We start from the raw sequence: 14,793 nt of genomic DNA, 5'->3' as shown, positions 1-14,793 counted from the left end.
CATCCGTGTTACCTTTTTTTTGCGTTTAATTAATAATATCATCTAATTGGATAAATCCTGTTCAACATAAACGGTCCGAGTTGGAAACGGTAGTGTAATATCATGGGCTTCAAGTGCATAAATAATTACACGACGAAGATCACGCTCAACTGCCCAGTTTTTTCCTACATACGTTTTACATGTAATACGAATATTTAACGAACTTTCTTCATATGCTGTAACGCCTTGAACAATCGGTGTTTGCATAATCGATCCTGGATTTTGATAGTGTTTTACTGTATTATTTAAAATTTCTAAAATCGTATCCAGATCTTTGTCATAAGGAACCGGTACATCAACAACCGCAAACATAAATTCCTTCGACATATTCGTAACCATCTTAATTTCACCATTAGGTATGATATAAACTTTACCATCCGTCCCATTACGCAATCGCGTCGTCCGCAATGTGATGTCCTCGACTGTGCCTGTCACATTCGATAAGGACACAACATCACCGACATTAAATTGATTCTCCGATAAAATAAAGAATCCATTAATAACATCCTTCACAAGTTGTTGTGCACCAAATCCTACCGCAACACTCCCTATACTTGTGACTGCAAGAATGGGCTTCGTATCCAATCCGATTGTTTCTAAAATAATGATAAACGCAATAAAATACACAACATACACAAGTATTCTCGAAATAATTGGGTAAACCGTACGTTGTTGTTTGCCAAGCGGAACTTTATTTTCAATTTTAACAAGACTCTTACGAATGATACGAACCACTACGAACACAATAAAAAGCGTTACAGCGATGCTTACCAAACGTAAGACAAATGGTTTTTCAAAAAAAAGAATCAATTTTTCCATAAACGTCAACTCCCTTTAAATATATTAACAAGGTTCTACACGCATTACAATTCAAAACAAAAAGAAACACCGTGGTGCTTCTTAGTCTTGTAAGTGTCCTGAATTGTCCTCAACCTCTGTAATGGCATCTTCCTTTACTGGGTGTTTGTTTTCAATATGATCATGAATAAACTTTTCTTCTCGTTCATCGATTTTTTCATTTGTTTTTTCCAGAATGGATATCAGTCGATGCTTCCCTTGAACAGGTAATGAATCATCACGAACAACATAGTTTATGCAATATCCAAAAAAAACAACCCAAGCGATAATCCACCCTGAAATTAAGAGAATCATTATCGATGCGAGTGGACCATAAATGGTTTGGTAATTCGAATATTGATTAATGTACACAAAGAAAAGGCGGCCTAATAGAATCAAGATGATTGAAGTAATTGCAGATCCCCAAATAACATCGCGAAATCGCGTGTATTTAAATGACAACAATCGGTAGAAAAAAACGAAGAAAAATGTAATGACTATTGGACTCGTAAATTTATTGATAAATGGAACATATCCAATTAAGATTCCAAAAGCCATGATTCCTAAAACAATCATGATAAAGTAAATACACGCTAAAATTCTTAAAAAGAAATGATTAATATTGACCCCATCTTGTTCACTACTTAACAGTAGGAACGAATAAATACTTTTTGAAGCAACCCAAATCGATACCCCAAGCAATGAGATGATCAACCATAAATTCGACAAATCCGATGTTTGAATGTAATCCACAAATGGCAGAATTAAGTCCGCTGGGACATAACGTTGTAAAAGTTGAATAATCTGTGATACATCGTATACATACGTCCCCACAAACACCACCGATATAATGATAAACGGTGCAATACCAACGATAATTGAATATGCCAAAGCATATGTAAAGAGTGTCCCTTCATTTGAGGACATCATCTCCATAACAGTTTGGATTTTTTTTATTATTTTTTTCATGCACCACTTCTCCTTATATCAATGTAACAAAAAGACTGGAATAATTCCAGTCTAAATGATTTTTTCGAAAAATGCGTTTACTTTAGATGGGTTTGTATCGAGCAATACCTCATCGCCACCGATTAAGGCAGGCGTTGCCATAATCCCATGATCCAACGCGATTGATTTAAAACGTTCTGGGTTTTCCTCTCGCTTTACCACTTCGATATGTTCGGCATATTTATTACGAAGTCCCAACTCGAGGTAGTTCTTTAATGCCATACATTTTGGACAGTTGTCCTGAGTTAACATCATAACTTTTGTCATTATCGTGTAATCCTTTCTTTATCAAAGAAGAAGTCATCATCATGTAATGATTCAGATTTCATTTTTTGATAACCATTTCCCTTCATCGAGAAGTTATCCATTGTTTTTGTTTCAGTGTTTAATCCATTAAGTACAACAGGGTTTACTTCTTCATATTCGTAATATGCATCAAACCCAAGATTCATCATGGCTTTGTTCGCATTGTAACGAACAAAGATCTTAACATCGTGCGATAATTCTACGGGATCATAAATTGTTTCAATGAGTTCAACTTCTTCCTCATAGATTGCATCGAGATAGGTTGTAAGCCATTCATAGAGCGACGCTTGTGTCTCAGCATCGAACTTGCGATAAAGTTCCATCGCCAAGTTTCCAATATAAAGCCCATGGATACTTTCATCACGCAAGATAAGATTAATGATTTCTCCAGCTTGCATTAATTTCCCTTGACCATAAAAATAGAGGGGATAGTAGAAACCACTATAGAAGAGGCACGATTCCAAGAACACGCTTGCAACCATGGCTTTCCACTGTGCAACATCAAATTCAAAGTCATCCACTGGATCCCCTAAATCTGCATATTGCTTGCGATAGGTAAGGCGATCTAAGTTTTCATAGTAACCAACAATTAAAGCAAGAATATTTTGCATATTCTTATTTTGTTCGCCCCATCGATAAAGGTCATCAATTTCTTCGTTTTTCATATATGTCATAAAAATATTTGAATAACTTTTCGCATGCACAGCATTTTCCATAGCTGCCATAAAGTTCAACACCGACTTACGCTGATGATATTTATGATCAATCGATCGCGAAACAACAGGCATTCCTATATCACCTTGATATGTATCGAGGAACGTAAGTACGAGTAAGTTTCGTCCATAGGCCAGTTTCACATCTTCAGGTAAACTCGCCCATAAATTTAAATCAGGCTGAAGACTAATGTCTTCCGGTCTCCAAAACTGACTTAAATTTTGTTCGTAAAACGTCTGCGTAAAATTATCTTCATGTTCATTCCAATTCGCGCCATCGTATTCGCGATCCGCCTTAATCTCATTAATTTGCTTTAACATCATCGTTTTCCTCCTCCTTAAACCGCACAACTTTCACATTCATCAATTCTCAATTTTTGTGTTCGTGTATAGTACAACGTCTTAATTCCTTGGTAATGTGCATAGAGGTAATAGCGTTGTAGACTACGTGTTGTCTCATCCGAAGTAATGCATAACTCAAATGAAATTCCTTGATCAACATGCTTTTGTGCCGTAGCAATCACGTCGATAATCTTATACTTATCCATTTGATATGCTGATTCGTACATAAACCCTGCAACATCCGCAGCAGGCATTGGGAAGTATGTTTTTGAATTTCCATACGTACGTTCTTCGACAATTTGTTTAATTGGCGTTAAGGAAGGTGTAGCACTCATAACATATGCAATCGAACCATTCGGTGCAACCGCTAATCGATTTGAGTTGTAGAGTCCATGGGTCATTACATCTTCTTTTAATTGAGCCCAGTCTTCATCCGTTGGTATTTCAATATCCGACAACAAGCCTCGAACCACGTCAGTCTTTGGTAATACTCGACCCCGATCGTTGAAATAACTGCCGTCCGCATACGAACTTCGCTCAAAACCATAGAATTTCTCGCCGGTTTCTTTCGCTTTCTCCATTGAATGCACAAGACTATAATAGTTAATTAAACTAAAGAACACATCAATTAAGTCAATATCTTCTTCACTACCGTAACCAATGTAATTTTCCGCAATATAACCATGATGTCCCATAATACCAAAACCAACACTACGCATAATGCGGTTTGCACGCGCTACAGCGGGAACATGCGCAATATTTGTTTTTTCGGAAACAGAGTTCATAATTTCCATTGCAGCAAATACGGTCTCTTTAATGGAGTTATTTTTGATCATATTTCCCATATGACCGCTCGCAAGGTTACAAGAAATATCGAGACCGATTTCATCTTCATCACGGCGATGATAATCACCATAGTGAGATACAATCGACGGCTGTAAAATTTCTGTACATAAATTCGAGAACTTGATTGGATCAGCAAGTGGATTTTCTTTGTTTACGTTGTCCGCATACATAATGTATGGATAACCTGACTCCCCTTGTAATTGCGCAATCATATCAAATAACTTACGTGGATTGATTTTGCGTTTGCGCACTTTAGGATTTTCAACCAACTTGTCGTACCATTCATCCATCTTAATGGCGACATCTGAGAATGGAATCCCGTATTCTTTATAGACCGTGTGTGGATAGAAGACATACATGTCTTTATCTTCACGCGCTAATTCAATCATTTTATCGGGCATCACAACCCCCATTGAGAGCGTTTTAACACGAACATCATCATCGGCATTGAGTTTTTTTGTTTGCAAGAAATCTTCAATATCAGCATGGAATACATTTAAGTAAACAGCTCCTGCACCTTGACGTTGTCCCATTTGGTCGGCGTATCGGAATGCATTATCTAAAAGTTTTGCTACCCCAACAACACCTTTCGCAACGTTTGGAATGTCTTTAATTGATTCGCCTTTTGCACGTAAATTGGTCAAGTTAATGGAAACGCCACCACCCAATTTTGAAAGTTGCATCGCAAATTCTTGAACTCGTGCAATATCGTTTAACGAGTCATCCACTTCCAATAAGAAACACGATACAAATTCACCGCGTTTTTTCTTACCGGTATTGAGAAGTGTTGGTGTTGCCGGTGTAAAATCTTGCGCAATTAACGACGTAATCAGTCTTTTAGCAAGTTCAAAGTCGCCATCCGCATGATAAAGTGCAATTACCGAAAGACGGTCTTCATAACGTTCTAAGAACACACGTTCCGCGTCAATGGATTTAAGTGCGTAATCATTATAAAACTTAAACGCTCCCATATATGTCGGGAAACGGAATTTGGCATCATATGCAATATCATAGACCGCTTGAATTTGATCAAACGTATACTTTTCTAAAAATTCTGTTTCGTAATAATCATTCGTTGTAAGATATTCCAATTTTTCTTCAAGTGAGTGAAAAAACTGAGTTTTCTTATTGATTTCATTTAAAAAGTAAGAGCGGACTGCCTCTTTATCTTTATTTAAATCCTTAATATTTCCATCGCCATCAACGATTTGATTATTTAGAATTACCCATTCTGGAATTTGATTTGATTTATTTTGTACTGTCATTTATTTTGTCCTCCCCTTATATGATTCAAGCCATTGTCGAACAATCTCCACATCTTTTGTGAATCCTGATCCTTCAAACTTTAAAACAAGTTCAATATTGTATTCATCATGAATTTTATCGCCTGCTGCACCGAAGTTTGTGCCCCAATTGCGATTGCCACCAACCGCAACGCCAACGACCTTTGCAGCTTCGTGTTCCAAAAATGCTTTGGTCTCTTCCGTTACCTTACCGAAATCCCATGACCGCGTTACCAAAAAAATGTCTTCATCCATCGGTTCATACTCTAAGATATCAATACATGGTACGCCAAGTTTTTCCGCAAATCGTTGACATTGCCCCGTTAAACTGTCAAAAACCACAATCACATCGTCACATCCTTTCGAACTAATTTCATTTAAACATAACCCTCCCCGAAATTCTTGAGTATTGCATGAAATTCCCGCGAAATTGAAGAATGTAAACTTGAAAGATAAATTAATTAACGTTTATCATTGTTAGTAACTTTGTTTTTCATTTCTCATTCTTTTTTGTGAGTTTTTATATTTTACATATTGACACACAAAACAAGCATTAAAACTCGGTTTTGAAACCGCTTTAAATTTTTGCACGAACATTCGTGCAAAAGTCCCTATGGAACTAAAAACCAGAGATATGTATGATAAAGGCGAGCAAAGGAAAGAGAGGTGACTCAATGAATACATTAATGGATTGTATTATTGAAATCCCAGAAAAATTAAATCATTTACGTGATCAACGTGATGTGATTGCAACCGCAATAAACCAAGCGACACATGGAGATACTGTACGCAAAGTTGTGGTTGTGGGTTCGGGTTCATCTTACAATACGGCATTTACCACAAAAACATTTGCGGAATCTACATGCCACATTGAAGTTGAATTAATGTACCCCAGTATTTTTGTTGAACACTATAACCGAGCACTTTGTGATCAACATGCACTCTATATCTTCATTTCACAAGGAGGCCAAACAAAACTTGTGTACGAAGCGATTGAATGCGCCAATCAATTAGGACTGAAAACAGTTTCGATTACCGAGTCGCTTGAAACACCGATTGCGAAAAAGGCACAGACCGCACTTGAAATGGGCAGTGGAAAAGAACAATTTATTTTTCGAACACTTGGGTTTTCGACGACATGTACCGTTCTTTATCTTATTTACCTATCTCTTGGCGTTATAAACAATCAGATTGACCCCACACAATCTGAAGCAATTATCAAAGACTTAGACGTGATGATTCAGGAACTCCCCCACATTCGTGAAGCATCCAATGCCTTTTATCACAACAATAAGTTATATTTTTCAAAGACAGATGCTTATATCTTTTCCGGACCGGGCGCCTTATGGCCCATTGCTCAAGAAGCAGATATTAAGTTTATGGAAATGCTACCCAGTCTTACCAATAGTTTCGAACTTGAAGAATTAATTCATGGTCCACAAAATATGTTTACCCATGACCAAGGGTTCTTCTTACTTGCGTATCACGAAAATGATTTGCGTAAAAGCAGGAAGATTCAGAAATTTATAACACAGGAAGTGCATGCCCGCTGTATAATTGTCTCAAATACGGACAAAGACGATTTCAATATCAACACGAAATCAACGTATTTCTATCCACTTGCTTATATGACATTCTTCCAAGTGCTTGCATACCACATTGCTACAGATCGTGGTCGCGACCTTTCGAAGACAATGTATCCCCAACTTACGGAATACATCAATAAAAGTCTTGAGACGAAACGTTCTTAATGAAGGTACCTTCGAACTACATTAAATTGTCTAAAGCATTGGACCTTATGATTTACCGCACTGTGCGATGTTGGTTTTATTCGAATATCGATAACGGATAACTTCAATCCGACACTTACATCACTAACCGGTACTATATAAAGAAGGAGTATATTATGATACAAAAAATTAGAATCGATGACCGCTTGTTACACGGTCAAGTCGCTTACAGTTGGAAATCTGCACTCAATTATGAAGCAATCGTAATTGCAAGTGATGATGCAGCATCGGACCCAATTCGTAAACAAGCACTTAAACTTGCCAAACCTGACGGGGTTAAACTCGCAATTCGTTCTCTTGATGAAGCCATCGCCCTTTTAAATAATGAAAAATTAAAAGGTCTTAAGGTATTTGTTGTGACTGCATCCCCACATGATGCACTCAAACTCTACCAAGGCATTCAAGAAACACCTATATGTACACTGGGTGGTGTTCAAATGAAAGAAGGTCGCAAAGCCTTCGCACCAGCTGTATACTTCACACCCGAAGAACTCCACGCCATGGACGACCTCATTGGTTTAGGAATCTCTGTCGAAGTGAAACAAGTACCCGATGACAAAGGTAAAGACTTTTCAGATTTACGTCAAAAATTTTTAACACAGTAATCTACTAAAAATATATAAGGAGGAAATATCTATGCAAGAAGCGTTACTTGTTGGTCTTGTAGTCGCCTTGGTATGGTTCGTAGAAAAGATGCTCGGAACCCCAATGGCCAATCGACCACTTATTATCTCACCCCTTGTTGGACTCGTACTTGGCGATCTTCAATCAGGAATAATTATTGGTGCCAGTCTTGAGCTTGTCTTTATGGGTGCCATTCAAGTTGGTGCTGCAGTACCACCGGATGTGTTAATTGGTTCTGCACTGGGAACAGCGTTCGCAATCTTATCCGGTCAAGGATCTGAAATTGCGCTTGCGCTTGCTTTACCGATTGCAATCCTTGCACAATCATTAAAAGTTATTATCTTTATTGTTCGATCATGGTTTATGGACTTTGCCATGAAACTCGCAGAAGATGCGAACATTAAAGGAATGTTTGCCCTCAATATTGGAGGTCTCTTACTTCACTGCCTCATGTACTTTACAGTAGCCTTTATTGCTGTACTCTTCGGTGCAAGTGCTGTAGAAGGATTTGTACAAGCCATTCCCGCAAATCTAATGAATGGTCTTGAAGTTGCTGGAAAACTGCTCCCTGCAGTAGGGTTCGCATTGTTACTCCAACCGATGATGAATGGAAAAAACATTCTCTACTTCATTCTTGGATTTATTCTTATTGCCTACCTTGAATTACCAATCTTAGCAGTAACCTTATTCGGTGTTATTCTTGCCTTCATTATTGTCTTTGAAGTCGGACAAGCACCTGCAGCCATAGAACATGATGAATTGGAGGACTTATTCGATGAATAAAATAGAAACAACAAAAGAAGATAAAAAGTTATTTCGAGAAATCTTCTGGTACTCATTCTTACTCGAAAATTCCTATAACTATGAACGCCAACAAGGACTCGGATTTGCGGTAGGAATGTGGCCAGCCATTAAACGCTTTTACCACACCAAAGAAGATCGTGCCGATGCACTTGTACGTCATATGCAAATCTTTAACACAACCCCTCATGTTGTTTCCGCCATCACGGGTGTTGCGACGGCACTTGAAAAAGAAGCAAGTCAAAATCCCGATTTTGATAAGAATACAATTAATAGCATCAAGATTTCATTGATGGGTCCATTTGCTGGGATTGGTGATTCCTTTTTCTGGGGAACCATCCGTATTATTGCAACCGCAATTGCGTTACCTTTATCACAACAAGGAAACATCCTCGGTCCGATTTTATTCCTAATTGCATTCAATGTTCCACACATGATTGTGCGTTACCTTGGTGGTGTCTTTGGATATAAATTCGGAACAAACCTTATGGATAGTGCATCCGAATCCGGTATTTTCGCAAAGATTACCAAAGCAGCAACCATTGTCGGATTAATGGTTATTGGAGGCATGAGTGCTCAAATGGTTAAACTTAAAACCATTGTGGCATTTTCATTTAATGAAACAGAGTTTTTACTCCAACAATACATTGATCAAATCTTCCCACTGCTTTTACCACTTCTTTATACACTTTTAATGTTCCATTTATTAAAGAACAAGAAAAAGAGTTCGATGTTCTTACTGCTTGTTACCATTGCATTTGGTATCATTGGTTCGTATATTGGATTACTCTAATTGCACAAGACAGGATGTTGCGTTATCGTTAAGATACGCAACATCTTTTTTTAAAAGGAGGACTTATGGAATTCACAAATCGGCAACTTATCATCATGCATCATCTTGCACAAGGGCAAACCGTTACAGCCCATGAACTTGCACTTTCAAGTAATGTATCCATTCGAACAATCAAGAAAGAGATCCAAATACTTCGTGAAGTGTTGAAGTCATATCAGATTGAGGTTTGTTCCATTCCAGGCCATGGATATCGTCTAAATCCTCTAAATGAACACCAAGAAGAAAAAATTTTCGAGAACATTGGCTCGATTAGCTTGATTCGACGCATGAATAGTTTTTCGCGAAATAACTCCGAACGTGTTTCTTATCTAATTCGAACGCTCTTAAACGCCAACGATTACCTAAAGATTGAAGACCTCGCAGAACGGATGTTTGTCAGTCGTACCACCATTCACAACGACCTTAAAGATGTTCGACTGCAACTTCGCCGATTTCATCTTGAACTAAAATCTCGACCTGCATATGGACTGAAACTCATTGGGTCGGAATTCAACCTGCGGCTTGCCTTTGCGGAATACTTTTTCCATAATACCTTAAGTCTTGTGGAATCGAAGGAAAAAGAAGCATTCATCCTCAACAATGACATGCTTCATAAAACGGAAGCGATTGTAAAGGAATGTTGTTTTAATGCGAATATCCTTCTTTCTGATTTTTCACTCCAAAATATTGCAGTACATATTTTAATCCTTTTTAAACGTCGTCGTGAAGGTCACACCGTTGAAATTCATAAAACAACTGATTCACCACTACTCCCCCTTGCTCAAACGATGGCCAATGCGATTAGTACGCTTTTAAATGAAGACCTCTTAGAAAAATCAGAACTTCTCTACCTGGCAATCCACCTTGACAGCAAACAAATCATTGCGCACTCAGGAAAAACAAAACTGCAAGACGAGGCACTCATCTACGATATTTTCACTGAAATCGATAACAACTTCGCGATTAACTTTTTCGATAATCACGAACTTTTTCGTTATCTGTTATTACACATTCCCCAAATGATTAAACGGATTGAAAACGGATTGACCATTCGAAATCCGCTAATCCATCGAAACCTTCGTGAATTTCTCTTTGCCGCCAAGGTAACCATCTCTGCCGTTTCGGTCATCGAATCCAATTATCCCGACATTTCCATAAATCTTGATGAATTTGGCTATTTATTACTTTATTTCCAAGGTGCACTCATGACCCGCCGCCACCAACAAACCCTCAACATTGGATTTATTGGTGGAAATGGACGGTCTGAAACCATAGTTTATGGCCAAACTTTGCGCGAACATTTTAATGATGATCATATTACTGTCAGCGTTTATGGATCCTTACAAGAAATTACACAACCTCTGGACATCGGCGTATCCATGGCCAAAATGACCATCCCACAAGCCCGTGAAGTCGTCGCAATCGAGGATGGGAACTACCTTACCCATATCGAACAAAAAATCAAACAATTCGATCTTGCTGAAGCCGATTTAGACCACTATCTTAAACCTCAATATGTAATTTATAACCTCCCTGGCAACAACAAAGAACAAGTCCTTCACAACTTAACTGAGAAAATGAATACCATGAACCTCCTCAAACCCCACTATGATTCAAACCCCTTCGCAACACATGAAATCGGACACAATCTTGTACATTTACAAGATCTCAAGAAACATGTTGATCGGGCTTTATGTTTTGTAGCGGTATTGGAAAAACCGATTATCTGGGATAAAAGTGAAGTTCACGTTCTTTTTCTTATTAAAACAAAACGTGATGGGGATCATGACCTCTTCTACCTATGTGATCGATTCTCAAGATGGTCTATGGACCGTCTTAAAGTCCAACAGCTTATCGAAGGTCAATCCTTTGATGAATTTAAACACGCGTTACTTTCTGCCTAGCGCATGACTTGTCCCAAAACCTTACATCATGTATGATGTTTTCATATTTACGACTTAAGGAGTACTCAAAATGATACATAAATTTATTGATAACGGAAGCGATAAAACGCTTGTTTTATTTCATGGTACAGGTGGTGATGAAAACGTATTACTGCCGGTAGCGAAAATGGTTGCCCCCACAATGAATCACCTCTCCATCCGAGGCGACGTCGTTACGTTTGGTAAACGACGCTTTTCTGCTGTACAAAGCGAAACTCAAATTCTTGATGAAGCGGACTTATTGGGCCGAGTTCGTACAATCTTGGATACTGTGAAGTCATTACAAGACACCTACAATCTTGGCGAACTATGGGCATTAGGTTTTTCTAATGGCGCCAATACCATCGCAGCCTTAATCCTAGAACAACCAACCCCTTTTAAAAAGTGTGTCTTACTGAGACCAATGAACTTCACAAGTGATACACAGGAGCTTGATTTAAAGGGCATGGACATTTTAATCCATAGTGGTCGATTTGATGATATAATTCCTTATGAAAGTGCCGTCGCTTTGGAGAAACGTCTCATTAATAATAATGCACGTGTTACACACCGCATTTATGAATTGGACCATCGGATGCGCGCTTACGAAATCGAAGAAATCAAACAATGGTTTGATATGGAGCTAACATTATGAATAACCCTTATGAAATCCTAAATGTATCACAAACATTTGTGATAGCTGGAATTAATAACAAACCCGAATCGTATGCATACCGCATTTATAAATTGTTAGAACAAAAAGGTAAAACGGTTCTTGGTGTAAATCCAAACTATACCGAAATTAATGGCAAGACCGTCTACCCTTCCTTTTCGGAAATCACGGACACCGTTGATGTTGCTGTGATGGTTGTTAATCCTAAAATTGGCATTCACATGCTCGAATCAATTAAAGAAAAAGGCATCAACGTTCTCTGGCTTCAACCCGGCACCGTAAACGACGTTTTACGTGCCAAGGCAAAAGAACTTGATCTCAATGTAATCGAATCCTGTGTGCTTAAGGAATACGCTATAAACGAGCAATAAACACGAAAAAACGGAATCTCATCCAAATTGGGTGTGATTCCGTTTTTTTTATTATCTATTTTACAAGCAGTGTTCGTAATTCCGCCATACGTTCACCAAATTTTTCCAGTGTTTTATCAACAGCTGTTGATTCTGTCATATCAACACCTGCTTTTCGTAGGACATTGATAGGATAATCAGAACTTCCCGATTTTAAGAAGTCAAGATAAGGTGTCGCATCGCCACCATTATAAATTGTTTCACTGAATAAAGTTGCCGCACTAAATCCTGTAGCATATTGGTAAACATAATAGTTGTAGTAGAAATGAGGGATCCGTGCCCACTCATAACCAATTTCCTGGGTACTGATCGATTCACCATAATAGAATTGATTCAGTTTGTAGTACGACTCAATGAGATAATCAGCCGTTAAAGCAACGCCCTCCTGGTCTGATTTATGGATAAGGTGTTCAAACTCAGCAAACTGCGTTTGACGGAACACCGTGCCTTTAACCGTGTCTAAATAATGATTCAACAGGTAAGCACGAACCTTAGGATCCTCATATTGATCCAATAAGTAATTCAACAATAAATTTTCATTTGTCGTTGAAGCAACTTCAGCAACAAAAATCGAGTAATCACCATAAATGTAAGGTTGATACTTACGTGTAAAGTAAGAGTGAACACTGTGGCCGAGTTCATGAGCAAGTGTAAAGACATTATCTATATTTTCTTGCCAGTTTAACAGAATATAAGGGGCACTTCCATAAGTACCTGATGAATAAGCACCCGATCGCTTCCCTTTATTCTCAACAACATCAATCCAACGTTCATTAAATGCACGTTTTAATACTGCACAATATTCTTCACCCAGAACACTCAAGGCATCCAAAATTACTTCTTGTGCTTCTTCATACGTAAATTTTAAATCCACTTCATCAACCATTGGGACATAGATATCATACATTTGAATATCCTCAATACCCAATGCATCTTCACGAAGTGCAACATAATCATGAAGTAAATCAATATTATTATGAATTCCTTCGAGAAGTGAGTCATAAACTTCTTCGTCAATATTATTTGCAGCAAGTGCAGCTTGACGTGCTGATGCATAATTACGAATCGTTGCATTGAAATTATGAACCTTTACATTTCCTGATAAAGTACTTGCAAGTGTATTCTTTAAATTACCATACGTTGTTTGCATTGCTTTAAAAGCATCTTCACGAACTCGACGATCCGCACTCTCCATTAAGAGTGAATAACGTCCGTGTGATAATTGAATATCATTTCCTGATTCATCTTTAATTGTAGGGAATTGAATATCCGCATTATTTAACATACCAAATGTTTGCGAAGAAACGCCAAAGATTTCGCCTGATGATGCGAGAATACGCTCTTCCTTCTCGCTAAGAATATGAGGTCTTGATTTAAAAAGACGATCAAACTCGTGATGATATAAAGTGAGTGCCTCATTTGATTCAAGATATTCGCGAATAACCGCCTCATCTGCAGATAAAATTTCTGCTTCATAGAAAGAAAAACTTGATCCAAATTGCGCAAGAAGCGATTGTACGCGTGCATTCATTGCTTGATACTTAGGGTTTGTGGTATCGACATCAAAACTTAGATGTGCATAAACATATAAAAATTCAATACGATAACTTAATTCATCACGAAATTTAAGACCCGCTAATAAACTCTCTGCGCTCTTGGTGAGTGTACCGCGATATGCAGCCACTTCACTTAAGTCGTTTTGAATCGCATCAAACTCTGCATTCCATGCGTCATCATCTTTAAACATAGGTGTTAAATCCCATGTATCTTTTATATCCACTTCACTTCGAAGTGGTAATTCATATTTATCCGACATAAATACACCTCTTATCTATTGCGGTTTTACCCGTTACATCTATTTTACCACAAGACGATTGACTGTGCTAAAAAACACATAAATCTACAAAATAAAAAAACTCACTTCCTAAGAAGTGAGGTTATTGACACTATGGTGACCCGTACGGGATTCGAACCCGTGAATGCATGCGTGAAAGGCATGTGAGTTAACCGTTTCTCCAACGGGCCATATAAATGGCGCTTGTTGCAGGACTCGAACCTGCGACCCACTGGTTAACAGCCAGTTGCTCTACCGACTGAGCTAAACAAGCATCACTTAAGTGCTCATAAAATATACCATACGAAATATGACTTGGCAAGCATTATTTCACAAATAAATCATACTTTTTGAATATATTGATTATATGTGAATTACAGTCACTATAAGACGGTAATGTCCTTATTTCTAAAAAAAAGTTACATCGTTATGATGCAACCTGTAATTTACACTTTGGTGACCCGTACGGGATTCGAACCCGTGAATGCATGCGTGAAAGGCATGTGAGTTAACCGTTTCTCCAACGGGCCATA

The 14,793-nt window shown here is 38.1% G+C and carries 14 protein-coding genes and 3 tRNA genes; 7 read left to right on the top strand and 10 right to left on the bottom strand.

The window, feature by feature from the left end; translation table 11 throughout:
• Positions 1-42 precede the first annotated feature (42 nt).
• The 6 genes from EPJ90_RS02390 to nrdI form a co-directional block, all read right to left on the bottom strand.
• Entirely contained in the window at positions 43-858 is an 816-nt protein-coding gene (locus tag EPJ90_RS02390) for a mechanosensitive ion channel family protein (RefSeq protein ID WP_200542530.1), read from the bottom strand.
• An 81-nt stretch (positions 859-939) separates the two neighbouring features.
• The gene (locus EPJ90_RS02380; RefSeq protein ID WP_161637032.1) at positions 940-1,845 is read right to left on the bottom strand and encodes a YihY/virulence factor BrkB family protein; all 906 of its coding nucleotides are present in this window, start codon (positions 1,843-1,845) and stop codon (positions 940-942) included.
• A 51-nt stretch (positions 1,846-1,896) separates the two neighbouring features.
• A complete protein-coding gene (locus EPJ90_RS02375; protein ID WP_125164189.1) occupies positions 1,897-2,151 on the bottom strand; it encodes a glutaredoxin family protein in 255 nt (84 codons plus the stop codon).
• Entirely contained in the window at positions 2,151-3,227 is a 1,077-nt protein-coding gene (gene nrdF / locus EPJ90_RS02370) for a class 1b ribonucleoside-diphosphate reductase subunit beta (RefSeq protein WP_125164188.1), read from the bottom strand. Before nrdF ends, EPJ90_RS02375 begins: the two co-directional genes overlap by 1 nt.
• Positions 3,228-3,241: 14 nt before the next feature.
• Positions 3,242-5,356: a class 1b ribonucleoside-diphosphate reductase subunit alpha gene (gene nrdE, locus EPJ90_RS02365; RefSeq protein WP_161637031.1), complete on the bottom strand. Its 2,115-nt coding sequence runs from the start codon at positions 5,354-5,356 to the stop codon at positions 3,242-3,244.
• Positions 5,357-5,722: a class Ib ribonucleoside-diphosphate reductase assembly flavoprotein NrdI gene (gene nrdI, locus EPJ90_RS02360; protein ID WP_161637030.1), complete on the bottom strand. Its 366-nt coding sequence runs from the start codon at positions 5,720-5,722 to the stop codon at positions 5,357-5,359.
• 326 nt (positions 5,723-6,048) lie between these two features.
• On the opposite strand from nrdI, the gene EPJ90_RS02355 reads away from it, so the two are divergent.
• From EPJ90_RS02355 to EPJ90_RS02325, 7 genes are all read left to right on the top strand, one after another.
• Entirely contained in the window at positions 6,049-7,125 is a 1,077-nt protein-coding gene (locus tag EPJ90_RS02355) for an SIS domain-containing protein (protein ID WP_237558297.1), read from the top strand.
• 155 nt (positions 7,126-7,280) lie between these two features.
• Positions 7,281-7,769, top strand: a complete 489-nt coding sequence (locus tag EPJ90_RS02350) for a PTS system mannose/fructose/N-acetylgalactosamine-transporter subunit IIB (protein ID WP_161637028.1) — start codon at positions 7,281-7,283, stop codon at positions 7,767-7,769.
• 31 nt (positions 7,770-7,800) lie between these two features.
• Positions 7,801-8,571 (top strand): PTS mannose/fructose/sorbose/N-acetylgalactosamine transporter subunit IIC, encoded by a 771-nt coding sequence (locus tag EPJ90_RS02345; RefSeq protein ID WP_161637027.1) that lies wholly within the window; start codon positions 7,801-7,803, stop codon positions 8,569-8,571.
• The gene (locus tag EPJ90_RS02340; protein ID WP_161637026.1) at positions 8,564-9,382 is read left to right on the top strand and encodes a PTS system mannose/fructose/sorbose family transporter subunit IID; all 819 of its coding nucleotides are present in this window, start codon (positions 8,564-8,566) and stop codon (positions 9,380-9,382) included. Before EPJ90_RS02345 ends, EPJ90_RS02340 begins: the two co-directional genes overlap by 8 nt.
• A gap of 65 nt (positions 9,383-9,447) precedes the next feature.
• A complete protein-coding gene (locus EPJ90_RS02335) occupies positions 9,448-11,325 on the top strand; it encodes a BglG family transcription antiterminator (RefSeq protein WP_161637025.1) in 1,878 nt (625 codons plus the stop codon).
• A gap of 70 nt (positions 11,326-11,395) precedes the next feature.
• The gene (locus tag EPJ90_RS02330; protein WP_161637024.1) at positions 11,396-11,998 is read left to right on the top strand and encodes an alpha/beta hydrolase; all 603 of its coding nucleotides are present in this window, start codon (positions 11,396-11,398) and stop codon (positions 11,996-11,998) included.
• The gene (locus EPJ90_RS02325; protein ID WP_161637023.1) at positions 11,995-12,387 is read left to right on the top strand and encodes a CoA-binding protein; all 393 of its coding nucleotides are present in this window, start codon (positions 11,995-11,997) and stop codon (positions 12,385-12,387) included. The genes EPJ90_RS02330 and EPJ90_RS02325 overlap by 4 nt, the downstream gene beginning before the upstream one ends.
• 55 nt (positions 12,388-12,442) lie before the next feature.
• Here EPJ90_RS02325 and pepF read toward each other — a convergent pair whose 3' ends face one another.
• The 4 genes from pepF to EPJ90_RS02305 all read right to left on the bottom strand — a co-directional run bounded on the left by pepF (position 12,443) and on the right by EPJ90_RS02305 (position 14,790).
• Positions 12,443-14,242 (bottom strand): oligoendopeptidase F, encoded by a 1,800-nt coding sequence (gene pepF / locus EPJ90_RS02320; protein ID WP_200542529.1) that lies wholly within the window; start codon positions 14,240-14,242, stop codon positions 12,443-12,445.
• Between the two features lie 133 nt (positions 14,243-14,375).
• A tRNA-Glu gene (locus tag EPJ90_RS02315) sits at positions 14,376-14,451 on the bottom strand.
• 7 nt (positions 14,452-14,458) lie between these two features.
• Positions 14,459-14,534, bottom strand: a tRNA-Asn gene (locus EPJ90_RS02310).
• 180 nt (positions 14,535-14,714) lie between these two features.
• Positions 14,715-14,790: transfer RNA gene (locus EPJ90_RS02305), tRNA-Glu, on the bottom strand.
• Positions 14,791-14,793: the final 3 nt, after the last annotated feature.

This window comes from Erysipelothrix sp. strain 2 (EsS2-7-Brazil) (genome assembly GCF_016617655.1).
Classification (GTDB): domain Bacteria; phylum Bacillota_I; class Bacilli_A; order Erysipelotrichales; family Erysipelotrichaceae; genus Erysipelothrix; species Erysipelothrix piscisicarius.
The sequence above is the reverse complement of the archived record's forward strand: the minus strand, read 5'-3'. Positions and strand labels throughout refer to the sequence as shown.

Coding starts and splice junctions, on each gene's coding strand:
- EPJ90_RS02335 (WP_161637025.1), top strand. CDS start 9,448: ATGGAATTCACAAATCGGCAACTTATCATCATGCATCATCTTGCACAA.
- EPJ90_RS02325 (WP_161637023.1), top strand. CDS start 11,995: ATGAATAACCCTTATGAAATCCTAAATGTATCACAAACATTTGTGATA.
- EPJ90_RS02350 (WP_161637028.1), top strand. CDS start 7,281: ATGATACAAAAAATTAGAATCGATGACCGCTTGTTACACGGTCAAGTC.
- EPJ90_RS02330 (WP_161637024.1), top strand. CDS start 11,396: ATGATACATAAATTTATTGATAACGGAAGCGATAAAACGCTTGTTTTA.
- EPJ90_RS02345 (WP_161637027.1), top strand. CDS start 7,801: ATGCAAGAAGCGTTACTTGTTGGTCTTGTAGTCGCCTTGGTATGGTTC.
- EPJ90_RS02380 (WP_161637032.1), bottom strand. CDS start 1,845: ATGAAAAAAATAATAAAAAAAATCCAAACTGTTATGGAGATGATGTCC.
- EPJ90_RS02390 (WP_200542530.1), bottom strand. CDS start 858: ATGGAAAAATTGATTCTTTTTTTTGAAAAACCATTTGTCTTACGTTTG.
- pepF (WP_200542529.1), bottom strand. CDS start 14,242: ATGTCGGATAAATATGAATTACCACTTCGAAGTGAAGTGGATATAAAA.
- EPJ90_RS02340 (WP_161637026.1), top strand. CDS start 8,564: ATGAATAAAATAGAAACAACAAAAGAAGATAAAAAGTTATTTCGAGAA.
- nrdE (WP_161637031.1), bottom strand. CDS start 5,356: ATGACAGTACAAAATAAATCAAATCAAATTCCAGAATGGGTAATTCTA.
- EPJ90_RS02355 (WP_237558297.1), top strand. CDS start 6,049: ATGAATACATTAATGGATTGTATTATTGAAATCCCAGAAAAATTAAAT.
- nrdF (WP_125164188.1), bottom strand. CDS start 3,227: ATGATGTTAAAGCAAATTAATGAGATTAAGGCGGATCGCGAATACGAT.
- EPJ90_RS02375 (WP_125164189.1), bottom strand. CDS start 2,151: ATGACAAAAGTTATGATGTTAACTCAGGACAACTGTCCAAAATGTATG.